This is a genomic window from Pseudomonas sp. TWP3-1 (assembly GCF_049896625.1).
Classification (GTDB): domain Bacteria; phylum Pseudomonadota; class Gammaproteobacteria; order Pseudomonadales; family Pseudomonadaceae; genus Aquipseudomonas.
Genome location: NZ_JAFCUQ010000012.1, coordinates 17,477 through 40,309 on the forward strand (window position 1 = coordinate 17,477; position 22,833 = coordinate 40,309).

Genomic DNA, 22,833 nt, shown 5'->3' on the forward strand with positions numbered 1-22,833 from the left:
GAGCACACGATCATGAAACGCCAAATCATCCTCAGCATCGCTTTCTCGGTTTTTGCACTTAACGCTTTTGCCGCTACTCACTCAGGCACCACGGTCGCTGAAGGCGGCTCTGACCGATTGATTGAAAGTCGTGTGGCTGAGGGTGGTTCGGATCGTCTGATCGAACGCCGTGTGGCTGAAGGTGGTTCGGATCGTCTGATCGAACGCCGTGTGGCTGAGGGTGGCTCGGATCGTTTGATCGAACGCCGTGTGGCTGAAGGTGGTTCGGATCGTCTGATCGAACGCCGTGTGGCTGAGGGTGGCTCGGATCGTCTGATCGAACGCCGTGTGGCTGAAGGTGGCTCGGATCGTCTGATCGAACGCCGTGTTGCCGAAGGTGGCTCGGATCGGCTGATCGAACGCCGTGTTGCCGAAGGTGGCTCGGATCGGCTGATCGAACGTCGTGTTGCCGAAGGTGGCTCGGATCGGCTGATCGAACGTCGTGTTGCCTGATTGAATAAATCGCCCCAGCGCAACGCCCAATAAAAAGCCCGGCCTGATCAGCCGGGCTTTTTTGCGTCTGGACCGTCGCTTACTGCACGGTTTTCAGCTTGACCACGTCACCGGAAATCTTGGTGGTGTAGCCGGTCAGGACCCAGGCCCAGAACCAGTTTTCCTGGACTTGGGTGTTGATCATGGCGTCGCCGCCCTTGGCTTTGATCGCAGCGTTCTGCGCGCGGACGAAGCGGCTGTTCTGCTGGATCGGGATCACGCCGAACAGCAGCAGGCCGGTAGCGGTGGCTTCGCTGTGGCCCAGCACGGTGTACTGGCTGCTGTCGTATTGTTTGGTGTTCATCGGGGTGCCGGTGCAACCTGCCAGAACCACACCGAACAGGGCGGTGGCGACTACTTTGCTGAGGTATTTCACTGCAAAAAAACTCCATGAGGAAACGCCCGGGATCCATCTCTCGGGCGGCGCACACTTTACCGGACGCGTCCGGGCGTTGGTATCGGCTTGATACGTTTGTTGAAATTGCGTTACTGGCCGCGCACCGTCGATTGCGCATACCATGCGGCCACGCCAATCAGAACAGAATCCGCCTGCCCATGATCAAAGCCAGCCTGCGTAGCCACCTGACACTCTGGTTTGCCGGTCTCTCCCTGCTGACGCTGTTGAGCGTGGGTTTCTACGTCGGCCACATCGCCACCGAACAGATGAAGCAGGCCAGCGGCAATGCTTTGCTAAGCACCGCGCGCTCGGCCGCCGTGTTGCTGGGCGAGCAGTTGCGCGAGCGGCAGTTGGAGGTCTACTTGCTCAGCCGCGCGCCGCATCTGGAGCGCGGCAATCTGGACAATCCGGCGATCCTCACTTCAATGGAGTTGCGCACTCGGGCGCGTGCCGAATATGCGTGGATGGGCGTGGTCGATGCCGAGGGCAAGGTGCATCAGGCGGTGAACGGTTTGCTGGTTGGCCAGTCAGTGCAGCAGCGACCATGGTTTCAGGCCGGATTGCGCAGCGAATACACCGGCGACCCGCATGAAGCAGTTCTCCTGGCCAAACTACTGCCGGGCTTACCCAATGGCGAGCCGCTGCGTTTCATCGATTTCGCCGCGCCGATTCACAACGCCGAAGGTCAGGTCATCGGTGTGCTTGGTGCCCACGCGCACTGGAGCTGGGTAACGCGAATCGTTGATTCGGCGGTTTCGCACAAGGGCGCGGCAGCGGACATCGAAGCGTTGATCATCGATCACGACGGCAAAGTCTTGTACCCCGAAGCACTGGTCGGTGAGCAACTGCCCGCAAGCGATCCGAAGTCGCAGGGCTGGACCGTCGGCAATGGTTTTCTGACCAGCATGGTGACGGTACCCACGCCGTCGAGTACCGCGTTGTCGTGGTCGATTGCCGTGCGTCAGCCACTGGAGGCCGCGCTGCAACCGGCGCGATTGCTGCTCTATAAATTATTGCTGCTGGGGGTTGTGGCTGCGGTGGTGTTCGGCTTGGTCGCCTATTACCTGGCGCTTTATCTAAGCCGCCCGATCGAGCAATTGGCGCGGTCGGCCAAACAGGTGCTGAACAACCACCCGGGGGCGCATTTCCAGTTGCAGCATCCAGTGCGGGAGATTGCGCAGCTCGGCCAATCCATCGATGCCATGACTCAATCGCTGCTCGGCAAGGAGCGCGAACTGCAAGAAGCCAATGCTTCGCTGGAAGCGACTGTCGCGCAACGCACCGCTGCCCTGACCCAGGCCAACGCCGAGTTGTTGCAGCTGGCGACCCACGATGCCCTGACCGGCGTTTTCAACCGCCGGCGCTTTGATGAAAAGCTTACCGAATACAGCCTGCTGTTCCGCCGCACCGGCCGACCGTTCGCACTGCTGTTGATCGATGCCGACCACTTCAAGCAGATCAACGACAGCCACGGGCACGCGGTGGGTGATGAAGTGCTGCAGCAATTGGCGCTATTGATTCAGTCGACTACCCGCACCACCGATTTCGTCGCCAGATACGGTGGCGAAGAGTTCGCTGTTCTGCTGCCGGAAATCGCCAAACCAGACAGCCCCGACACCGTCGCCGAAAAGATTCGTGCAGCGGTCGCCGGGGCGGTTTTTCCTGTGGTCGGACATCTGACGGTGAGCATTGGCGTGGGCCTGGCCGACCCTGCCGACAACAACCAGACCGCGCTGATCAAACGCGCGGACCAGCAGCTGTATCAAGCGAAAGCCGCGGGTCGCAATCAGGTCGCTTGATCAGGTATTGGTTTTCAGTTTGGTCCACAGCCGCGTGCTCAACCGGGCAATCGATGCCGGCAGCTCTTCCACGGTGAACAACCTTTCCATCACGCTCTTCGGCGGATAAATCGCCGGATCTTCTTTCACCGCCGGGGTCACGAATTCATCGGCCGCCGCGTTGGGGTTGGCGTAGTGAATGCTGTTGCTGATGTTGGCGATCACCTTGGGTTCGAGCAGGTAGTTCATGTAGGTGTAGCCGTTCTTTTCATGCGGAGCGCTTTTGGGCATGACCACCATGTCGAACCACAAGGTCGTGCCTTCGTCAGGAATCGAATAGGCGATGTCGATTCCGTTTTTGGCTTCCTTGGCACTCGCCGCTGCCTGAACCACATCGCCGTTGAAGCCGATCACCGCGCAGACGTTGCCGTTGGCCAGATCACTGATGTACTTCGACGCATGGAAGTACTGCACGTACGGACGGATTTTCAGCAGTGCCTGTTCAGCTTTTTTGTAATCGGCCGGTTCATGGCTGTGCGCTGGCAGGCCCAGATAGTTGAGGGTGATCGGCAACACCTGGGTCGGGTTGTCGATGATCGCCACGCCGCACTGGCTCAACTTCTTGATGTTGTCTTCGTCGAAAAACAGCTTCCACGACTTGGTAATGTCGGTGTTACCGAAGATCGCCTTGATCTTCTCGACGTTGTAACCGATGCCCGCCGTGCCCCACATGTACGGATAGCCGTACTGGTTGCCGGGGTCGTTGACCTCAAGTTTTTTCAGCAATACCGGGTCGAGGTTTTTCCAGTTCGGCAGTTGCGACTTGTCGAGTTTCTGGATCGCTCCGGCTTTGATCAGCCGCGACAAGAAGTGGTTGGACGGGCTGACCACGTCGTAACCGGTGTTGCCGGTCATCAACTTCGATTCGAGCACTTCATTGCTGTCGTGGATGTCATAAGTAGCCTTGATCCCGGTAGCCTTGGTGAAACTGACCAGGGTGTCATCGGCGATGTAGCCGTTCCAGTTAGAGATGTTGACGGTTTCGTCCGCGAACGCGGCCGCCGGACCAGTAGCGAGCAAGACCGCCAGCGAGAGTGTGTGGATGCGCATGTTCTGTCACCTGGGTTGAGTGTTTTTTGTTGTTGTCTGGATTGCTGAAAGTCAGATTTCGCTTCTGGCCCTGACGGCCTCCACGCGCATACGCAGCATGGCACCGATATCGAAAAACGGGCGCGGCGGCAGCCAGCCGGGTTCGGCGCGTTGCATCACCTGTTGCAGCAATGGCGAGTCGACGCCCGACGCCAGTTCCGCCAGCAACCGCCCCCACAAAGTGCCGCGCGCCACGCCGGAACCGTTGCACCCGGCGACGGCAAACACGCCCTCTTCCACCCGGTCGAAATACGCCTGACCACTGCGCGTCGCGCTCAAGTGACCGGTCCAGGTGTACTGAATGTCTTGCACGCCGAGAAACGGAAAACGCCGTTGCAGGCCACGCACATGGTGTTGCTGGCGCAAGGCGAGGTCGCTGTTGGACAGGTCGCGCGTGCGGTATTCGGCGGTGTTGCGGATCATCACCCGGCGATCCGGCGTCAGCCGTACGGTGGCGCCAAGCGGCCGGGTCGAGAGCACGCCCCAGGGCTCTGGAGCGCCGATGGCTTGAAATTCTTGATCGCTGAGCGGGCGGGTAAGACTGGCGCTGAGTTCCATGGGAAATGTGGCGCTGTCGGCGATGCCGACCCGCGGAATGAAAGCGTTGAGGCAGACCAATACACGTTGAGCTTCGATGCAGCCTTCGGTGCTATTGGCGCGCAGACGTCCCTGGCTCAGGCGTTCCAGACCAGTGATATCGGTGTCTTCGAACACGGTGACATTGGCCGGAAGCGCATTGAGCAAACCCTGCACGTACTTGGCCGGTTGCAACAACGCATTGCCTTTACCGCACCAGATCGCCGCTTGATAGTGAGCAGTCCCGAGTTTGCGACTCAGTTGCTCACCCTCAAGAAATTCTGCGCTGGCGCCAAGTGCCCGCAGCGTGGCCAGTTTGGTGGCGACCTGATTGAGTTTGGCCGGATCATTCACCGCGAAGAAGTAACCGCTGTCACGGAAATCGCAGTCGATGGCATGCCGGGCGATACGCTGGCGCACTTCTTCGCTCGCTGCGCGGGAAATGCCGGTGTCGATTTCAAATCCGGCGTACCCGACCGCGTCGATCAGCTCGCTTTCGGCCGGATGTTCGTGGGCCACGACGAAACCCGAGTTGCGCGCGGAAGCGCCCTGCGCCGCGCGCTGCCGATCGACCACCACGATGCGCGCCTGAGGGTGCATTTCAGCCAGGTTATGCGCGGCACTGAGCCCGGTGATGCCGGCGCCAATCACCAGCCAGTCAGCCTTCTGCGCGCCACTCAGGCGACCGCGTGCCGGAGAGTTTCCGGTCTGAGCGATCCAGCCACATACGTTTTCCATGCAACACCTCATTCGACTGTCGTTCGGCGGCTTGCCTTCTGTCCCTCGCCATGCGTGAATCGCATGCGCAGGTGGTGAAGATCGCCGCCAGAGCTAGAATCTATTAGGTCTTTGCAGCGCCAACCAACGTTATAAAATCATCGAGCCATTCCGAAAGCGCATGGATAAAATTCGTCACGTCCCGTCCCTGCAAGCCATGCAAGCGCTGGTGGAAGTCGCCGACTCCGGCAGCTTCACTCAGGCCGCGCAGAAGCTGTGTCTGACCCAAAGCGCCGTCAGCCGGCAGATTCAGCAACTGGAAAGTCATTTCAATGTCGCGCTGTTCCTGCGTACCAGCCGCAGCCTGCGCCTGACCCCGGAAGGCGAACAGGTGCTGGCCAGCGCGCGCAACATCCTCGCTGAACTGAAAACCCTGGAAGAGCGCCTCGCTCCGCAGAAGCGCCCGTTCCGCATTCGCATGCATGTGTCGTTGGCGGTACGTTGGCTGTTGCCGAAACTCAGCGACTTTTATCTGCGTCATCCCGAGATATCGCTGGCAATTGAAACCGTCGCCACTGAAGTCGTCGAACCGGCCAGCGACAGCGATGCGTACATCCTGTATTTGCCGACGCCGTCCAACGCTGCCGATTGCCTGACGCTATTTCAGGAAACGCTGGTGCCGGTGTGCGCCCCAACCCTGGCCGGGGCGCCGCGCTCGGTGGAAGATCTGCTGCGTTTCCCATTGCTGCACCGCTCGGCGGATCGGCAAGCGTGGATTGAATGGCTGGCAGCCAACGACGGCAAAGCGCTGGAGGATTACCGGCACATCCCGTTCAACCTCGATGAGTTGGCACTGGATGCAGCGGCACGAGGATTGGGCGTGGCAGTGACGGACATGACGCTCGCGGCGGAATCCCTTGAACGCGGCGTGTTGGTGGTGCCGTTTGGCCAGCCGCTGAAAACCGGGGGGATTTATTCGTTGTGTTTGCAGCCTGCGGCTTCGTCGCATCCGGCATGTGGGGTAGTGCTGGAATGGTTTGCCGGCAAGGCGGAAAACGACTGCAAATAAGCCAGCAAATTATCAATCTTCTCCTGATCACTCAGCCCCCAGAAAATCATCCGTGTGCCCGGCACCACGCCTTTCGGATCTTGCAGATACGCGGTCAAGGTCGCGGTATCCCAAGTCACGCCGGAGTTTTTCATCGCATCGGAATAGACATAGTTGGCCGATGTCCCGGCAGCTCGGCCGAAGATGTCATTGAGCACAGGGCCGAATCCCGGGCGGGCGGATTCGCCGATCTGATGGCAGCCGCCACACAGGCGCGGGAAGATTTTGCTGCCGGCCTCGGTGTCACCAACCGCGAGGACTGGGGTGCTGAGCAGGCAGGCGTTGAAGAAAATCAAGAAGGCAAAGCTTTTCATCAGGGTTCCGGATCAGTAAATCGGCGGTGCAAGGGTAACAACTTTGTGGCGAGGGAGCTTGCTCCCGCTGGGTCGCGAAGCGGCCCTCGCTTTTCATCGCAATAGCCGGGGCCTGCTGCGCAGTCCAGCGGGAGCAAGCTCCCTCGCCACAGGAATTCATTCAACTCGGGCTAGGTGTAAGCACCGACAATCTGCCGGACTTTGCTCAACGCCTCGCGCAACACATCCATATCCACCGACCCCAACGCAAGGCGAATTGCATGTGGGACATGGGCCGATACGGAGAACGGCTCCGCGCTGGTCACCGAGACCTGCGCCTGCATCAACTCGACCACAATCTGATCCGCCCGCACATCTTCCGGCAACGGCAGCCAGACGAAATACGAGGACGGATGGCCAATGGTCGGCAAGCCTTTGAGGATTTCGGCGGCCAGCGCCTGCCGTGCCCGAGCATCGCTGCGCTTCTGTGCTTCCAGCTCGATGACAGTGCCGTCGTCGAGCCAGCCGCAGGCGATGGCAGTCATCACTCCCGGCGTATTCCAGGTGGTTGCGCGGATAATCCGCTCCAGCGCCGGCACCATCGGCACTGGCGCGGCGATAAAACCTACACGTAAACCGGTGGCAATATTTTTCGACAGACCCGATACGTAAACCGTCCGCTCCGGCGCCATGTCGGCCAACGGCGGCGGTGGGTTATCGACCAGAAACGCGTAGGCCGCGTCTTCGATTATGGTCAGATCATGCCGACCGGCAACGGACACCAGTTCTTCACGCTGCGCCCGCGACATCACCCAACCCAGCGGATTGTGCAGGGTCGGCATGCTGTAAACCGCACGCACCGGTCGGCTACGGCAGAGTTTTTCCAAGGCGGCCAAATCCGGGCCATCAGCGCTGACAGGGATCGCCACCAGCTCCAGATGCAGCGCTTCGGCCAGCACCTTGAACCCCGAATAGGTCAGGGCGTCAGCGGCGATCACGTCACCGGGTTTGAGCAACGCCATCAGCGTTACCGCGAGTCCCTGTTGCGCGCCGTTAACAATCAACACCTGCTCGGCCTCGACACTCAATCCGCGAGTTTGCAAATGCCGAGCGACCGAGGCTCGTTCGTGCTGGCGTCCGGCATGTGGCTGATAGCGCAGCAGCGCCTCGAGATCGCCGGACAACGCCAATTGTCGCAACGCAGTGCGCAACATATCCGCCTGACCGGGTAACGACGGGTAGTTGAAATTCAGGTCGATCATCCCGACCGCTACGTCTTTCTGATCAATGCCCTGCCCCGTCGACAACGATGTCTCGCGCACAAACGTGCCACGCCCGGTTTCGCCGCTGACCAGGCCCATCGCCTCCAGCTCGGCGTAAACCCGCGAAGCAGTCACCAGCGCCAGACCTTCGCTGGCTGCCAGTTGCCGGTGAGTGGGCAGGCGCGTGCCTGGCGCCAGTTGCCCGGAACGAATGTCCGCGGCGTAAGTGTCGACCAGGGTCTTGTAACGGGAGCGCGGCATGTCGAGGTGTATCCATGACAATTCTTTGATTGTCCTGATTCTCAGCCATAGGATCGAAACCACGCAACCCCACAACCGAGCACGACTTCGAATGGAACGAACATCGAATCTGACCAACCCGGCCCTGGAAAAAACCAGCGGCTGGATCAATGGCTTTATCGGCGTGCTGATCTTTAGCGGCTCGCTACCGGCTACACGGCTTGCGGTGCTGGAATTCGATCCGGTGTTTCTCACCGTTCTGCGCGCAACCATCGCCGGTGTCTTGGCGCTGTGCGTATTGTGGGCGTTCCGTGAACGGCGCCCGGCGCGCAATCAGTGGCTGTCGTTATTGATCGTGGCGCTGGGCGTGGTGCTCGGTTTTCCGTTGCTCACGGCACTGGCGCTGCAATATGTGACGTCAGCACATTCGATTGTGTTTGTAGGATTGCTGCCGCTGACCACGGCGATTTTCGGCGTGCTGCGTGGCGGTGAACGGCCACGACCGGTGTTCTGGATCTTTTCGGTATTGGGCAGCGCGCTGGTGGTCGGTTTCGCTGTTTCCCAGGGACTGAGCGCCTCGCCCACTGGTGATTTGCTGATGCTGGCGGCGATTATCGCGTGCGGCCTCGGTTACGCCGAAGGCGCAAAACTTTCGCGCGCTCTCGGTGGCTGGCAGGTAATTTGTTGGGCGCTGGTGTTGGCGTTGCCGCTGATGGCCGTGCTCAGTCTGTGGCTAGCACCCGCTTCGTTCAGCGGTATCAGCGTTTCGGCGTGGGTTTGCCTTGGCTACGTCTCGCTGTTCAGCATGTTGATCGGGTTTGTGTTCTGGTATCGCGGGCTGGCGCAGGGCGGGATTGCGGCGGTCGGCCAGCTGCAGCTGTTGCAGCCGTTTTTTGGCTTGGCGCTAGCGGCGACGTTACTGCATGAGCAGGTCAGCCTCGGCATGCTGCTGGTCACTTTGGGGGTGATTCTGTGTGTGGCCGGGGCGAAGAAGTTCGCCAGGTAGCCCTCAACTGGCGCTGGCCTTCCATTCACGCGGACTCAACCCGGTCTTGCGCCGAAATGCCCGGGCCAGCGCCGAAGGACTTTCGTAGCCGACCTCTTCGGCAATCAGCGCAATCGGCCGGCCTTCGCGCAGACGTTTCTGCGCGAGGCTGACGCGCCAGCTCAGCAGATAATCCAGCGGCGTCTGCCCCACCACCCGGCGAAATTGCTCGGCAAAACCGGCGCGCGACAAGTTTGCGACGGCCGCCAGTTCGGCAACGCTCCAGGCTTTGGCCGGTTGCTCATGCATCAAACTCAAGGCACGGGAAAGTCGTGGATCGGCCAGCCCCGCCATCATTCCAGGACGTTGATCGCGACTGCTGATGATGTGCCGCAACAGCAGAATCACCAGCAGTTCGAACAGTCGATCCATCACCGCTTCGCGCCCGCAATGTCCGTCGAACGCTTCCTTGAACAGCCATTCCAGCGTGCTGCCGAGTTCAGGAATGTCAGCGAGTTTCAGCACCAGGTAATCCGGCAGCGCCGCCGCCAACGCGTTGCCGGCACCGCCGTCGAAGGTCAGCGATGCACAGACCAGTTGCGTACCCATCGCTTCGTCGGCGAACAGCCGATGGGCAAACGGTCGCGGAAAAAAAATCAGTGTCGGTTGATTCAGGGTGATTTGCGGCTCATTGCCCGGCTTCAGCAACAACTCGCCAGCCTGCAACAAGTGCACATGCCCGCATGTTTGCTCGCCGCCGTAAGCGCTGATACCGCAGAAAGTCCCGCTATGGAAGGTGCCGGCATTGACGCCGAAATGACTGAGCAAGGTCGACAGGCGATCCATGGATGATTCCCCGGCAGGTTTGGACGATCTGTCGCATATCCTCGACGATATGCAGCCAAAGCACCAGCCGCGGTGCATAACATGGCTCCATCCCCGGCGCACTTCGCGTCGGATTTTCGGAGAATCATCATGAGCCGCATCAGCCCAGTCAGCCTCGAAACCACTACCGACGCCACCCGCACCGTGCTTGAAGGCGTGCAAAAGAAAATCGGCTTTCTGCCGAACCTGTTCGCCACCCTGGCCACCGCGCCGGTAGCGCTGGATGCCTACGTGCAGATCTCCGCCACGCTGGGTAAAACGTCGCTGAGCGCCAAGGAAAAAGAAGCGGTGTATCTCGCCACTTCGCAGGTCAACGGTTGCGACTATTGCCTGGCGGCGCACACTTTTTTTGGCGGTAAGGCCGGGCTGTCCGGGGAGGAAATTGTCGAAGCACGACACGGTCGGCTGAATGCCTTCGCCGCCCTCGCCCAACAATTGACTGAAACCCGTGGACACTTGAGCGCCGAGCAGATTGCGGCCGCACGTGCGGCGGGTATCGACGACAAGAAGATCATCGAGGTAATCGCCATCGTCGCCGCGCAGACGCTGACCAATTACCTCAACAACGTCGCCCTGACCGACATCGACTTTCCGGCCATCGATGCCTGATCAGTGACTGGGGTTGATCTCACTCGTGATCAACCCCGGCACGTTTGAGCAGTTTCTTGCAGCGTTCCGACAGATGAAACACCTGTAAATGTTTGCCAGCCTTCTCATAGCGTTCGCGCAAGGTTTTCAGCGCAGCAATCGCCGAATAATCGACGAAACTCAGATGCCGGCAATCCAGCGTCACCCGATCAGGATCGCTGGCCGGGTCGAACTGGTTGAGAAACGGTGTGGTCGAGGCGAAAAATAGCGTGCCGTGCAGGCGATAGAGCTTGCTGCCGTCGGCTTGCAGATGTTCATCCGCATACAACTCGCGCGCCTGCTGCCAGGCGAAGTTCAGCGCTGCGATGATGATCCCGCACAACACCGCTGTCGCAAGATCGGTGAACACCGTGATGGTGGTCACGGCGATGATCACCAGCACGTCGTTGAGCGGCACTTTGTTGAGCACGCGCAACGACGCCCAGGCGAAGGTCTGCTGCGACACCACGAACATCACGCCGACTAGCGCCGCCAGCGGAATGCGCTCGATCAGCGGCGACAGAAACAGGATGAACAGCAGAATCAGCACGCCCGCAACCACGCCAGACAAGCGCCCGCGCCCGCCGGAACTGAGGTTGATCACGGTCTGGCCGATCATCGCGCAACCACCCATGCCACCAAACACACCCGAGACCATATTCGCCGCGCCGAGCGCCACGCATTCGCGATCCGGATAGCCACGGGTTTCGGTGATTTCGTCGGTGAGGTTCAGGGTCAGCAGGGTTTCCAGCAGGCCTACCATCGCCATCAAAATCGCGTAGGGCGCGATGATGCGCAGGGTTTCGAAATTCCACGGGATGTCCGGCAGCGCGAACGTCGGCAGACCACCGGCAATGTGCGCCATGTCGCCCAAGGTGCGCGTCGGCAGGCCGAACAGGTAGACCAACAGACCGACGCCGAGGATCGCCACCAATGCCGGCGGCACGGCGCGGGTCAGGCGCGGCAGGACGTAGACGATGGCCATGGTCAGCAGCACCAGCCCGGTCATCAGGTACAACGGCGTGCCGCTGAGCCACTGCTCACCGCGTTTGAAATGCTCCAGCTGCGCCAGCGCAATAATGATCGCAAGACCGTTGACGAAACCCAGCATTACCGGGTGCGGCACCATGCGAACCAGTTTGCCCAAGCGCAACAGCCCGAACGCCATCATGATCAAACCGCCGAGCAACACCGTCGCCAGCAGATACTGCACGCCCTGCTGCACCACCAGCGCAACGATCACCACCGCCATCGAACCTGCCGCGCCCGACACCATGCCCGGCCGACCGCCAAACAACGCAGTCAGCGTACAAATGATGAACGCGCCGTACAGGCCCATCAGCGGATTGAGGTGCGCCACCAGCGCAAATGCAATGCATTCGGGCAACAGGGCAAACGAGGTGGTGAGTCCGGCCAGGACATCGGCGCGCAGACGAATCGGTTTCATGGCTTACCTGACAGAGCGACCGACGAGCGCGGCCGCTGAAATTCGCGGAGAAAAGAGGGTTGCGGATGTTACGCAAATGCGTGGGTGCGGGCCAGTGATCAGGGACTGTGCGCTGCACTCTGGGCAGCCTTTGGCGGTCGGACTCATTAGCGTGACGGTAGTCGTGCTGAAGAGGTGTCCGTACAAGCAAGTGAATTGGTATTTCACATGCCAACCAGACCAAAGAGTTTCATCGCTCGACAAACCCAAACGTCCAGTGGCTTGGCGCAATCGCTTGGAACGATCCAAGACCACATGTAGCGGTGGTTTCTTTGACATAAAAGGTTCGTTTAGCTGGTTAGACTCAAATGCAGCACACGCTAAGTGATCATCGAAAATACCCTCTGCAGTTTTCAACGATCGGCGTTGCCGTTGGGATTACTCGCTATCAGGCTGGCACCGCAGGCGGTTTTCATTCCGTGAAGCGCCACGGGCACACCACCGACATCCAGCGTGGCGCTTCCTTCAGATATGGGAAATGTTCCTTTGCATTTAGGACAGTCGACCTTATGTCCCACGCCAGACATGGGTTTGCCATATAAGTCAGTTTGGCTGAAAGCTTCAATTACGGTTCCGCCGTGACTGGTGGAGTCGCCGAGTCGAATGATATCCATGTCTCTTCCTTTGAGGTGCACCAACGAAGCTGACCCGTAAACGCTTAAAGGTTGCTTGCTTGACGAGCCCCTGCGGACCTGTGTGAACGCAGGGGTGTTGCTCGCATTCCTGTTGCGAACGGGAGATTGCCTGAATCAACTATCGGGATGTCCGCGATTAGTTGACCTACCTGCACTACCAGAAACGTATCTCTCCGCCCAGCATGAAAAGAATCAGTGCTAGGCCGGACTGTCCGAACAGCAGTGGGGCGATCGTAATCAGACCTTGAGCTACAACAGCAACTTTATATGGCCCCGACAAACCGTAGCGCTGCCAATACAGCGCATGCAGGACCATTGTCAGGCTGTTCGCTACCCAGACCGCGCCAATGGCCATCACGTAATTTTGCTGAGCGATACGCAGCACCATAAACAGCAAGCCAAATATCACGACCAGGACTGAAGCGACAGCAAGTCGAGAGTGATCCGGTTTGATCGAGTCGGTGCTAGGTGGGTGCATTACTTTTCCATCCATGTGTGCGTTCGAAGGGTTGATATGTACCAAGTGCTGATCAGCCCTAAAGCTTATCCATCCAGTCCTGGGAAGGTGGTAGCCCAGTCAGGAACTCCTCCAGAGCGTAGTCATTTGTTCCTGGCTTGGTGACCGGAGTTGATGTCACCGGGCTAGGAGGACTAATGAGGGGTTTTCCACCTGATGGTGGCGTCAGGGCTCCTGGACGAAAGCGCACGCTTTCAATTATGGCGTCCCAGATCTCGAAGAACTCTGCCTCGGTTGGGCCTCCAGAAACATCTTCAAAATTAGGAAACTCGCCCAATGTCGATGGTTTTCTAGATGTCAGATAGGTAGTGTCCATACCCAAATTAACACTTGGCAATGGCGTAGGAGTTCCACGTCCGACAAAGTTCCATTCACCGCCAACATTCGTTTTGAATTCTTGTGGGCCTTTGCCTTCTGTTCCACCCATGACGTATTCCTCGCCATCCATCTCTCCAACAACACGCGTTGCAGCTCGATATTCTTTGCGCCCAGCAACGACACTCGGGTCCGCGAGCATGCGAGCTATTAATCCAGCACTTTCCCTGTCGGCTTCACGACGCCGTTCAAGCATAGGCTGCTCAGGCTCCCATATCATTCCGTGTCGCACTACCACGCCCAAGTTGCGAGGCAGCGTAAATCCCCAGCTCACCTCTTCCTGATCACCGTTGGCGAGATCGTAGTACCCATCCACGAATGCGCCGCTCAAGCATAAGCCAGGGCGACTCGGTATTTCATCCGCTGCTCGCGCATGCAGTCGAGGAAACAGTTTGGCAATGGCATCTTTGCTATTGAGTGATGGGGTGATTTTGAAGAGAGTGCCGTCGCGCCATAGGTAGCCTTCGGCTTGGTGAAAAAGCTGCTGCACGACAGTCTCGTCATCCTCAGCCAAACCATCCACGTGTTCAAACTCATAGACAAAGACGGCTCCTCCCTCGGGCGTTGCAATGCGTTCCGAGGGTCGCAGATAAGCTTTTCCATTGTTGTCTGTCTTGATTGCCAGCACTTCTTGCCATCGGCGCTCAACTAGCTCGTCGTATTGCTGCTGGGTGACGTCAGTAGTCACGGAAAGTGCCATGTTGCCTAATTGCGCTCCACTTGCCTGGGAGGTCCAAGTGGTCCCTTTTGGCAGGTCGATTAGTAACCGACCGACGCAGTAGGTCTGCATATTTTGTGTCAAGTCACTCATGGTATGGCTCTGGTTGGAATGGGGTAAGCGCCACTGGTGCCATCCGTATGCGGATGCCCCCAGTATTGAGACTACAAGGGCAACGATTAGAAAATGGCGGCGAGCGATCATGCCGAGAGCTTCTTGGCATTGGCACCTATTCTCAGAACCGAATACAGCGTTAGGTTCTGTACGTTGCGGTTCTTGTAGGAGCCCTGATGGTCATAGCCTGTCATACGGGCAGCGAACACTGCTTGCTCCGCAGCGTCTTCGGCGGCATGTGCAGGCACGGTGCCGTCGCCCGCTTGATCCTGGCCTTGAAGATCTGCGAAGTAACCATCCCCACGGGTGTTATGGCCAATTCCCACACCGTACTGGTTAATCAACTGGTCCTCGCTGATGTCATCAACCATCCACGCTCGCCCTTCGTGATTTTCACCCCTCAGTCGCAGAGACAAAGCATGTTCGCGTGAGGGCGTCGGAACGGGGGTAGCGGGCATTCCTGGCTTATGGGAAGGGATAACTCCAGTGCCAAGTTTCCATGTGACTCGATGGAACGCCTGATGACTGCTATCTGCCCCGTAATGAACGAAGCTGTTGGGGTGATAATAAGTACCTAGCCCAGCGTGAAAAGACTTTGCTTGACTGAGCATTTTTTCATAGTTGCTCCAAGCGCTGGCTAGCGTACCCGGGGATGAATTCCCGATTGGATTTATCCAGGCGGCATCCATCAGTTTCCACCACGCGTTCTTCTTTAAGTAAATCTGCGTGTATGGATCTGGCCCAGTAGGCATCTGAAATAATTCTTTTCCATTGCAAGTGATGCTCAACCAACCAGTGCCATAACGCTGATTAGGTAACAACTCCAAGGGCCCCGCAGCATTTGCAAAGATTGGCATGATCTTTTTGCCAGTCCCGCCGAGCCCAATGGCCCCTGCCATATCCTCCCATCCCGCTCGAACACGACGATAGGCGGTTGCTGCACCGATGGCTGGTTGGACACCGTGAACCACGCCTTGGATCAGGTTTGGGTTGCGCTTGGCACACATGCGCGCCACTAATCCACCCATGGAGTGAGTGACCAAAATCACACCATGCTCACACTTAACGCCCAGCTCTTTTCTGCATCGTTCAAGAACGGCTTGGATTCGACCTGCAAGATAGTCAGCGGCTTGGGCATTGGAGTTGAGCCAGTTGTAACCCACCGCATACACGGGGTACCGAAATTCAGCCGCAGCTTTCAATGCTTCTGGTTTCAGTGGACTGTAGCCCTTGAGCTCGCCCCAAGCCGGGGCATTATTTGGCACCGCAGCCATAACCCCTGGGTAGGGTTTGCCCTCCGGGGTTGCAATGAAACGTAGCTGTACTTCAAGGAAGTTAAGAATACTCCCATACGAATCGAGCGACACGGATCCCCAACCACGATTCCTTGCCTCTTGAACCGGCAAGGTACTGACAAATTTGCTCACCGTTTCAAGATCGGAATCCTGAGGATTCGACAGCGCGCGGGTTAGTTGCGGATCGAGCAGCTGCTTGCGTTCGACCGGGGTCAAACTGTTGTAGCTTTTCCATTTGGTGACTCCCGCGACCCAACCAGCGGCATCGTCGGGAAACCACGCCCATCGATTATCGTTACCCATGATGCGAGCATTAGCGCCTGTCGCTAATAACGGACTGCCCATGATGCCGGGAACAAAAATGATGGGGATGGCTTTGTCCGGAGGTGCATGGACTTCAGCGCGGACGTTGTTAGATGTGCGGCTCATGGTCACACGCGCGGTAACGTTTCCGTCCGGGCCAATTTGGGTTGGCACTGGCCTTGTTGGCTCACTCATTAGGCTCTCCCTGCCTTGTTTTGACGACTTTAAATGTGGATTCTGACTTTTCCGATATAGGGATTTGCATGATGGTCATGTCTCACTTGGACCAAGCAGATGGAACTCATAACCTTCAGTCGTGAGACCCTGCTGCATTGCGGCCCAACCATCACCATCAGTAACGCCTTCCACCCGGGCACCATCACTTCGCGTAAGTGCATAACGGTAATTCGGTAATGGCGTCCCATTGCGTACCACCCGTACTCGCTCATTGAACGGAGTTTGGGCCCACGTGTTGAAGACAGTGGACGCGTGAGCTGGGGCGATAAAGCTGTGCTTGGCCGACTTGACGATAAAATTGCCGGGCATACCCAGTTCGATGTTGCCTCCCTTAAGGGTTAGGTAGGCGCCGCCGCAGGTCAGGGTGATGTGCTCCTTGGCAGAGATCACCACGTGTTGAGTGCTCGCGCTAATCTCTACGCTTTGATCCGCCTCCAAGCTGATGTTGTTCTTTTGAGCCTGTAGGAGCATCGGTCCTTGGTGAGTGATATGTCGCATCTCACCGCTTTGAGCGAATAGCCCCAAGTCGGTGCCTGCGTTAACTACGAATTTCTGACCCGAGGTGAGTTGCTGATTTTGTTGCGCAACGCTATCGATATGCTCGCCAGCTGCCAGAGTGACGCTATTTGGAGACACCGCCGCAATACCGGCCTGACCACTCAAAGCAATAGCAGGTTTACCACCGTTGGTTTTCCCAGACTCATCATTCGCACCATTACCCAAGTCGCGAACCGCCTCACTGAGCGTCTTCTGTGGCTCGGTGTCATGGCCAACACCCTGATGATCTGCGGCGTAGTCACCCAACTCTTTAGCCAGTTGAAGAGCTGCCTCCAATACCTGAACGGCAGTGGCACGATTGAGATGCCCACCGTTGGCATTCAGTTGCTCTTCAGTACTGAGCAGCAGGCCCTTGGCTGCGCGCAGCGCGCCATGTTCGTCTGTGCGCAGCTCGAAACCTTCACCGCGTGGCTCTCCACCACTTGGACGCGGGTGAGTCAGATAGCCCAGGTGCAATGCGGTACTGCCATGATCACTCATCAATGCAGCACTGATTTGTTTGGTAGTGTCGTCGATGCGCAGCTCGTTGGCCCTGGTCCCTTTGTACTCTTTGCTTTTGATGGTGCTCAGAATTTTGTGATTCGGGAGTTGGTATGGCGGAGAGTTGGTCGCACGGTAGGTGCGGCCAGTGATGATCGGTTGGTCACAATCTCCATCGAGATAGTCGACGATAACTTCCTGCCCGATGCGCGGAATCGCCATGTGCCCCCATTCCGCGCCGGCCCAGTTTTGCGACACTCTGATCCAGCAAGTGCTGAACTCATTGTTCTTGCCTTCCCGATCCCATGGGAACTGGATTTTTACCCGCCCCCATTCGTCGCAGTAGATTTCCTCGCCTTCAGGCCCCACCACGCTGGCGATCTGTGGCCCATCAATACGGGGCTTCGACATTGGCGCAGGGCGCCACTCTGTTTCCTCGGAAATGATCTCGGCGGTAAAGTCGTAACTAACCCCCATCTCCGCGCCGGCAGATTCTTCTTGCTGGCTGGCGTGCTGTACACCTTTATGGGTGATTCTGACCGAACGCCACCACCGGTTGAAATCTTCTCTAGGGTGACCAGTAAGCTGGAACGACAGGCCGGGAATCAGACGAGGATCATCTCCTTCGACCACTGCAATCTGCGCATCCCGGCGATGACCACGCAGGCGATTCTCAGTAAAAGATTTGCCGACCGCACTGACCTTGTAGCGTCCAGGGTAATCGTAACGTTCGTAGTCTTGGGCCTGATGGTTCAGATCATCACCGGCAAGATTTTGCTGCTGGTCGAAGGTGGGGCGTTTAAAAGTGTAATCGCGCTGCGTCTGCTCAGCCGTGCGGACGTTTTCGGTGTAACTGAACGCATACAGCACCGGTTGCTCGGCATCTGCTGCTGGCTGAGTGGTGTAGAGCACCGGCCCACCCTTGATACGCTCCTGAACATAGAGCTTGTCACCATGAACTAGCGTATGAGTGCTTGCGTCGAATTTGAAATAGTAGAAAAGTCCTTCCTCGGTAGAAAGCCTGTCGAACAGGTAGAGGTCGGTATCGCCCGCCTGAGCGCAGTATTCACGGGGCAAGTGTTCTACATTGATGTTTTGTTCATAGTTCATCACTCCATGCTAGGTCAGTACTGACTTGAGTATGTCGGGCACATTTTTTTGCTGAAATATGCGCCAGTTCGAACTCAGAGCCAACCGGGCCAGTTGAGGCTCAACTACGACTCGGTAACGCGTGCGTCGGAACCCGGTTTTGCCTTGAGTGAAGCTTGACACCAAGCCATGAACGTAACGGACAGCCATAGAACCTTGCCAGATCGTTAGCAGCGCTGGTTGATCAAGTACCTGCTGAAAGTCGATATTGGAATTGTCACTGGCAAGCTCGACCGTTAGCCGGAAAGGCTCGCAAAGCGCCTCCTCCAACGTGAACTCTACGACCTCGAACTCGGTCCGCCCGGACAGCACGGAAAAGGTGAATCTCAAGTCCCTTTGGCGCATATAACTGTTCCCTAGTCAAAATGGTGAGCGACACGTGAGGAAAATTGCCTCACATGACAGTTAAAAGCGGTGCGCGCTTACCGCGCTCTTCGAGCGCCCAAAAGGTTGGTTTTTGCGGCACGCCATTGAGGCTCTGATCTCGGCGCGCAATGACGAATTCGACATCGAACACACAAGGCTGCTAATGGATTTCTTTGCCGTTAAATGCGAGGAGTAGAAGGGCAGAGTGAGGTCATTGACCGTCAAATTGGAGTGCAACTGAAGGAAGGTAGTGAACATCCATTGTTCCTTTTTGCAGTGGCGCGGCACGAGGATTCAACGCTGATACCGCAGGCGTCAAAAGCACGATGAACCTTACCCCGGCCTGCATGTATACATTAGCGGACACGCTAGCAAGGTGGCAGCACAATTGCTGTAGAACGCGTCTTGAACTTCATCCGAGCTTTCAATCATTAGAAATATTACCTCAGAGAGTGACAACGACGGTAAAAATGGTGCAACGATCATTTCCCACAGTCAGATGCGTGACTTTGCTTGAAGCAAACCACCTAAAAGAAAAGTTCTTTGGCAGCGGCATACCGGCATATGGCCGGCGAGTTTGAGACGTCAGGGCATGAAGTCGAGTGGCAGGGTTCCGTCATAGGTATCTTTGTGCCATGCCTGCATGACATCGGGCAGACGTCCCTTCCATTGCGAAACGTTGGTGTAGTAACGGACACGGGGGTTACCCTGCACATCGTAGGTCATCAACATCACCCAAAGCCGAGCGTCGGGAGTGTTCATCAAGATTGATGTAGCTCCGAGACCACGCACCCACAATCGGGTGACCTTGCTTCCCGGTACATCTGCGCTCGGGTCGCCTTCCATTATTGAGCCGGCAAGGTTCACCATCACCTGATAGTCATTCTTGAGCAAAGCGTGCAGTGCAGCGTTTTCCTGAGAGGAGCGGGCCAAACCGAGTGAGAGCAAATCGTAATCGAGCAGTAACGGTTGGTCAGAGGCCACATAGGTACCGGAGTAATAAACCCCCATTCCCGCGCTGCACTCGCCGTCGGAACCATCCTGCGTCACGTTGAGTATTCCGTTGACCGCAGTGAAACTCACCGCACATTGCCCTTCGACGTAATTGGCCTGGTTGCCCTTCAATAACGCGACGCCATCCAGATCGCCAGAATTACCACCCTCCGCCGCCGAAATATCGAACGAGATATGCGTGGTGTCGAGCTGCTTGGTGTTCAGCGTTGCGCCCGATGAGGGAGTGCCGGGGATGCGTTGCCAGGTGGCGTTCCAATTGAACGGCTTGGTGGCGTATTCAAGTTCGGTGAGACGCATCAGGTAATCGCGCCGTAAGCATGCAGGCTCCTGGCCGCAAGCACTGCGATTCTTCAGCCATTGCCGCTGACTGGCCTTCAACGCTGTCGGATCTGCGACTTTCGCCAACGTCGTCTTCCACACCGCACCGAGCTTCTCGTCCAGATCCGAAAGGTACGGATCCGCACAAATCGCTTTTTCAACAGGACTGGCAGCACTGGCGCAATCAAAACTGCTGGCGTGGGTAATGGAGACAAAAGCGAGGGACGTCACGCACAGGGCGTGACGCAATGTAAAAGTGAGCATCGGCAGATTCCATTCTTCGGGCGGCGGCAGTATGCCTTCAGCCACCCCCGACGTCATTCAGGGAGCAATTGCGCAGATTTTCAGAAGGTGATTTGTGCCGCTGGTTTCACATCGATCCGCGCAACAGATCCGGTCAAGTGCGCCAGATCCTTGTTGTGCTCGGCAATGATGTCTTCGGCACTCATGTTGCCGTTGTCGATGGTGGAATGCGCGTCTGACGCCAGTTCCACGTCGTAACCCAGTTGATGGGCCTGGCGCACCGTGGCATTCACGCAGTAATCGGTTTGCAGACCGCAGATCACCAGACGATCAAAGTCTTCACGGGGAATCAGTTTCGAAAGGTTGGTCTGGTAGAACGAATCATTGGCGGTTTTATCCACGCGCAGATCGCCGGGCGCGGTGTTCAAACCATCAGCCAGTTGCCAGCCTTCGGCGCCGTGAGCCAAGGGGCTGTCCTTCTCATTATGCTGAATCACAACAACCGGAATGCCCGCTGTGCGCGCCCGAGCGCTGAGGCCGTTGATGGTGTCGATCACGCGTGTGATGTCGTGGCATTCATATTCGCCGGAGCACAGGGCGCGCTGGACATCGATGATCAGCAATGCGGTGGTCATGGTGAGCCTTCCTTGATCGAACCTTGAGTCAGGGGCGGTGTGCCCGCCCCCTTTTTACGCTGCTCAGTAACCCAATGACAACCCGGTATTGCGCCGTGGATCGTTGGCGCCGTAGAAACGGTTTTTGCCTACCGGTTTACCGTCCAGCGAGGGCGCGCCAACCAGGATCGCCGCGATGTGGTTGGCGTCCTGCGGTCCGGCAAACTTGTGGCCCCAGCTCTCGAGAAGCTTCCTTGTATCAGGGCTGGCGGCGAAGTCTTCGAGATTGGTTTCTTCCGGCATCCACTGCTGATGGAAGCGCGGCGCATCGACCGCTTCCTGCAAGCCCATGCCGTAGTCGATCACGTTGAGCATGGTCAGCAGCGTGGCGGTGATGATGCGGCTGCCACCCGGCGTGCCGACTACCATCACAACCTTGCCATCCTTGGTGACGATGGTCGGGCTCATCGACGACAGCGGTGCCTTGCCCGGAGCGATGGCGTTGGCCTCGCCCTGCACCAGACCGTACATGTTCGGCACGCCGACTTTGGAGGTGAAGTCGTCCATTTCATCGTTGAGGATCACCCCGGTCTTGCTCGCCATCACGCCCGCACCGAACCAGTCGTTGAGGGTGTAAGTCACCGATACCGCGTTGCCCCACTTGTCGACAATCGAATAGTGGGTGGTGTTGCTGCCCTCATGCGGTGCCACACCGGGTTTCAACTCGGCCGACACGCCGGCCTTCTGCGGGGCGATGGCGTTGCGCAGCTTGGTCGCGTAGTTCTTGTCCAGCAGATGCTCGATCGGATTTTTCACAAAATCCGGGTCACCGAGGTAGCTGTTGCGATCTACATACGCGTGGCGCATGGCTTCGATCTGATAGTGCATGCCCTGGGCCGAATGAAAGCCCAGATCCTTCATCGGATAGCCTTCGAGGATGTTCATGATCTGGCAGATGACTACGCCGCCGGAGCTCGGAGGTGGCGCTGAAACCACGTGATAGCCGCGATAATCGCATTCCACCGGTGCCAGTTCGCGGGTCTTGTATTTATCGAGGTCCGCCTGAGTGATGATGCCTTTGTTGGCCTGACTGGAAGTGACGATGGCGTCGGCCACCCAGCCCTTATAGAACCCATCGGCGCCCTTCTCGGAAATTTCCCGCAGGGTTTTGCCCAGATCCTTTTGCACCAGTTTTTGCCCGACCTGCATTGGCTCGCCGTTGCTGAGGAAAATCGCACCGGAGTCTTTGATGTCCTTCTTGAACACATCGGTGGCGTATTCCAGCATCTCGACATCGCCCTGCTCCAGCGCGAAGCCGTCTTCAGCCAGTTTGATCGCCGGGGCAATCACTTCCTTGCGCGGTTTGGTGCCGTATTTGCTCAGCGCCATTTCCATGCCCGAGACGGTGCCTGGTATGCCGACCGCCAGATGGCCGCGAGTGCTCAGCTCGGGAATGACGTTGCCTTCCTTGTCCAGGTACATATTGGCGGTGGCGGCCAACGGGGCTTTTTCGCGGAAGTCGAGGAAGGTCTTGCGCCCGTCAGCCAGCTGAATGGTCATGAAACCGCCGCCACCGAGATTGCCCGCGGCGGGGTAAACCACCGCCAGCGCGTAACCCACGGCGACTGCCGCATCGACGGCATTGCCGCCGCTCTTCAAAACATCGACGCCAACGTGGCTGGCCAGATGCTGGGCCGTGACCACCATGCCGTTTTCGGCAGCAACCGGTGCCACTGAGGCGGCGTGGGCCATGAGGCAACTGAGGGCCAACGAGGTCGCAATCAGCGATTTGGCAAAAGGTTCGTACTTCATGAGTCGATCTCTTCTTTTTATTAGGTAGGAAAACGCTTCAAGAGCAACAGC

The 22,833-nt window shown here is 57.7% G+C and carries 18 protein-coding genes and 2 pseudogenes; 5 read left to right on the plus strand and 15 right to left on the minus strand.

The window, feature by feature from the left end; genetic code table 11:
- Nucleotides 1-12: 12 nt before the first annotated feature.
- Complete coding sequence (locus ACP7BN_RS17075) at nt 13-492, plus strand: phage infection protein (protein ID WP_426205359.1); 480 nt, start codon at nt 13-15, stop codon at nt 490-492.
- Between the two features lie 79 nt (nt 493-571).
- Here ACP7BN_RS17075 and ACP7BN_RS17080 read toward each other — a convergent pair whose 3' ends face one another.
- Nucleotides 572-907: a hypothetical protein gene (locus ACP7BN_RS17080; RefSeq protein ID WP_426205360.1), complete on the minus strand. Its 336-nt coding sequence runs from the start codon at nt 905-907 to the stop codon at nt 572-574.
- A gap of 179 nt (nt 908-1,086) precedes the next feature.
- On the opposite strand from ACP7BN_RS17080, the gene ACP7BN_RS17085 reads away from it, so the two are divergent.
- The gene (locus ACP7BN_RS17085; protein WP_426205361.1) at nt 1,087-2,727 is read left to right on the plus strand and encodes a sensor domain-containing diguanylate cyclase; all 1,641 of its coding nucleotides are present in this window, start codon (nt 1,087-1,089) and stop codon (nt 2,725-2,727) included.
- On the opposite strand, the gene ACP7BN_RS17090 is transcribed toward ACP7BN_RS17085, so the two are convergent.
- Entirely contained in the window at nt 2,728-3,816 is a 1,089-nt protein-coding gene (locus tag ACP7BN_RS17090) for a polyamine ABC transporter substrate-binding protein (protein ID WP_426205362.1), read from the minus strand.
- 51 nt (nt 3,817-3,867) lie between these two features.
- Nucleotides 3,868-5,169: an NAD(P)/FAD-dependent oxidoreductase gene (locus ACP7BN_RS17095; protein ID WP_426205363.1), complete on the minus strand. Its 1,302-nt coding sequence runs from the start codon at nt 5,167-5,169 to the stop codon at nt 3,868-3,870.
- Nucleotides 5,170-5,329: 160 nt separating this feature from the next.
- Between ACP7BN_RS17095 and ACP7BN_RS17100 the strand changes: the two genes are divergently transcribed.
- On the plus strand, nt 5,330-6,217 hold the full coding sequence (locus ACP7BN_RS17100; protein WP_426205364.1) for a LysR substrate-binding domain-containing protein: 888 nt from the start codon (nt 5,330-5,332) through the stop codon (nt 6,215-6,217).
- Here the strand turns inward: ACP7BN_RS17100 and ACP7BN_RS17105 are convergent.
- A pseudogene (locus ACP7BN_RS17105) lies at nt 6,199-6,570 on the minus strand (c-type cytochrome); the annotation flags it as partial. The gene ACP7BN_RS17100 and the pseudogene ACP7BN_RS17105 overlap by 19 nt on opposite strands.
- Nucleotides 6,571-6,740: 170 nt before the next feature.
- Nucleotides 6,741-8,072, minus strand: coding sequence for a PLP-dependent aminotransferase family protein (locus ACP7BN_RS17110; RefSeq protein ID WP_426205365.1), 1,332 nt, complete (start codon nt 8,070-8,072; stop codon nt 6,741-6,743).
- A 91-nt stretch (nt 8,073-8,163) separates the two neighbouring features.
- Between ACP7BN_RS17110 and ACP7BN_RS17115 the strand changes: the two genes are divergently transcribed.
- Complete coding sequence (locus ACP7BN_RS17115; RefSeq protein ID WP_426205366.1) at nt 8,164-9,057, plus strand: DMT family transporter; 894 nt, start codon at nt 8,164-8,166, stop codon at nt 9,055-9,057.
- 3 nt (nt 9,058-9,060) lie between these two features.
- Here ACP7BN_RS17115 and ACP7BN_RS17120 read toward each other — a convergent pair whose 3' ends face one another.
- A complete protein-coding gene (locus ACP7BN_RS17120; protein ID WP_420648935.1) occupies nt 9,061-9,882 on the minus strand; it encodes a cupin domain-containing protein in 822 nt (273 codons plus the stop codon).
- A 129-nt stretch (nt 9,883-10,011) separates the two neighbouring features.
- Here ACP7BN_RS17120 and ACP7BN_RS17125 point away from each other — a divergent pair, with 129 nt between their 5' ends.
- Nucleotides 10,012-10,530: a carboxymuconolactone decarboxylase family protein gene (locus ACP7BN_RS17125; protein ID WP_426205367.1), complete on the plus strand. Its 519-nt coding sequence runs from the start codon at nt 10,012-10,014 to the stop codon at nt 10,528-10,530.
- 19 nt (nt 10,531-10,549) lie between these two features.
- Here the strand turns inward: ACP7BN_RS17125 and ACP7BN_RS17130 are convergent, their stop codons facing one another.
- From ACP7BN_RS17130 to ggt, 9 genes and pseudogenes are all read right to left on the minus strand, one after another.
- Nucleotides 10,550-11,995 (minus strand): SulP family inorganic anion transporter, encoded by a 1,446-nt coding sequence (locus tag ACP7BN_RS17130; RefSeq protein ID WP_426205368.1) that lies wholly within the window; start codon nt 11,993-11,995, stop codon nt 10,550-10,552.
- Between the two features lie 392 nt (nt 11,996-12,387).
- A complete protein-coding gene (locus tag ACP7BN_RS17135) occupies nt 12,388-12,648 on the minus strand; it encodes a PAAR domain-containing protein (RefSeq protein ID WP_426205369.1) in 261 nt (86 codons plus the stop codon).
- 175 nt (nt 12,649-12,823) lie between these two features.
- Nucleotides 12,824-13,162 (minus strand): hypothetical protein, encoded by a 339-nt coding sequence (locus ACP7BN_RS17140; RefSeq protein WP_426205370.1) that lies wholly within the window; start codon nt 13,160-13,162, stop codon nt 12,824-12,826.
- 43 nt (nt 13,163-13,205) lie between these two features.
- On the minus strand, nt 13,206-14,372 hold the full coding sequence (locus ACP7BN_RS17145) for a T6SS immunity protein Tli4 family protein (protein ID WP_426205371.1): 1,167 nt from the start codon (nt 14,370-14,372) through the stop codon (nt 13,206-13,208).
- Between the two features lie 107 nt (nt 14,373-14,479).
- On the minus strand, nt 14,480-16,186 hold the full coding sequence (locus tag ACP7BN_RS17150; protein WP_426205372.1) for an esterase/lipase family protein: 1,707 nt from the start codon (nt 16,184-16,186) through the stop codon (nt 14,480-14,482).
- Nucleotides 16,187-16,261: 75 nt separating this feature from the next.
- Nucleotides 16,262-18,760: pseudogene (locus ACP7BN_RS17155) on the minus strand (type VI secretion system Vgr family protein).
- A gap of 606 nt (nt 18,761-19,366) precedes the next feature.
- Complete coding sequence (locus tag ACP7BN_RS17160) at nt 19,367-20,422, minus strand: lysozyme inhibitor LprI family protein (protein ID WP_426205373.1); 1,056 nt, start codon at nt 20,420-20,422, stop codon at nt 19,367-19,369.
- A 35-nt stretch (nt 20,423-20,457) separates the two neighbouring features.
- Nucleotides 20,458-20,991 carry a cysteine hydrolase family protein gene (locus tag ACP7BN_RS17165; RefSeq protein WP_426205374.1) on the minus strand — a complete coding sequence of 178 codons (534 nt, stop codon included), beginning with the start codon at nt 20,989-20,991 and terminating at the stop codon, nt 20,458-20,460.
- A 63-nt stretch (nt 20,992-21,054) separates the two neighbouring features.
- Entirely contained in the window at nt 21,055-22,782 is a 1,728-nt protein-coding gene (gene ggt / locus ACP7BN_RS17170) for a gamma-glutamyltransferase (RefSeq protein WP_420648940.1), read from the minus strand.
- Nucleotides 22,783-22,833 lie beyond the last annotated feature (51 nt).

Bases quoted from the DNA above. Each gene is read 5' to 3' on its own strand.
- ggt (WP_420648940.1), bottom strand. From the start codon at position 22,782: ATGAAGTACGAACCTTTTGCCAAATCGCTGATTGCGACCTCGTTGGCC.
- ACP7BN_RS17075 (WP_426205359.1), top strand. From the start codon at position 13: ATGAAACGCCAAATCATCCTCAGCATCGCTTTCTCGGTTTTTGCACTT.
- ACP7BN_RS17100 (WP_426205364.1), top strand. From the start codon at position 5,330: ATGGATAAAATTCGTCACGTCCCGTCCCTGCAAGCCATGCAAGCGCTG.
- ACP7BN_RS17140 (WP_426205370.1), bottom strand. From the start codon at position 13,162: ATGGATGGAAAAGTAATGCACCCACCTAGCACCGACTCGATCAAACCG.
- ACP7BN_RS17085 (WP_426205361.1), top strand. From the start codon at position 1,087: ATGATCAAAGCCAGCCTGCGTAGCCACCTGACACTCTGGTTTGCCGGT.
- ACP7BN_RS17135 (WP_426205369.1), bottom strand. From the start codon at position 12,648: ATGGATATCATTCGACTCGGCGACTCCACCAGTCACGGCGGAACCGTA.
- ACP7BN_RS17090 (WP_426205362.1), bottom strand. From the start codon at position 3,816: ATGCGCATCCACACACTCTCGCTGGCGGTCTTGCTCGCTACTGGTCCG.
- ACP7BN_RS17120 (WP_420648935.1), bottom strand. From the start codon at position 9,882: ATGGATCGCCTGTCGACCTTGCTCAGTCATTTCGGCGTCAATGCCGGC.
- ACP7BN_RS17145 (WP_426205371.1), bottom strand. From the start codon at position 14,372: ATGAGTGACTTGACACAAAATATGCAGACCTACTGCGTCGGTCGGTTA.
- ACP7BN_RS17150 (WP_426205372.1), bottom strand. From the start codon at position 16,186: ATGAGTGAGCCAACAAGGCCAGTGCCAACCCAAATTGGCCCGGACGGA.
- ACP7BN_RS17125 (WP_426205367.1), top strand. From the start codon at position 10,012: ATGAGCCGCATCAGCCCAGTCAGCCTCGAAACCACTACCGACGCCACC.
- ACP7BN_RS17110 (WP_426205365.1), bottom strand. From the start codon at position 8,072: ATGCCGCGCTCCCGTTACAAGACCCTGGTCGACACTTACGCCGCGGAC.
- ACP7BN_RS17165 (WP_426205374.1), bottom strand. From the start codon at position 20,991: ATGACCACCGCATTGCTGATCATCGATGTCCAGCGCGCCCTGTGCTCC.
- ACP7BN_RS17130 (WP_426205368.1), bottom strand. From the start codon at position 11,995: ATGAAACCGATTCGTCTGCGCGCCGATGTCCTGGCCGGACTCACCACC.
- ACP7BN_RS17095 (WP_426205363.1), bottom strand. From the start codon at position 5,169: ATGGAAAACGTATGTGGCTGGATCGCTCAGACCGGAAACTCTCCGGCA.
- ACP7BN_RS17115 (WP_426205366.1), top strand. From the start codon at position 8,164: ATGGAACGAACATCGAATCTGACCAACCCGGCCCTGGAAAAAACCAGC.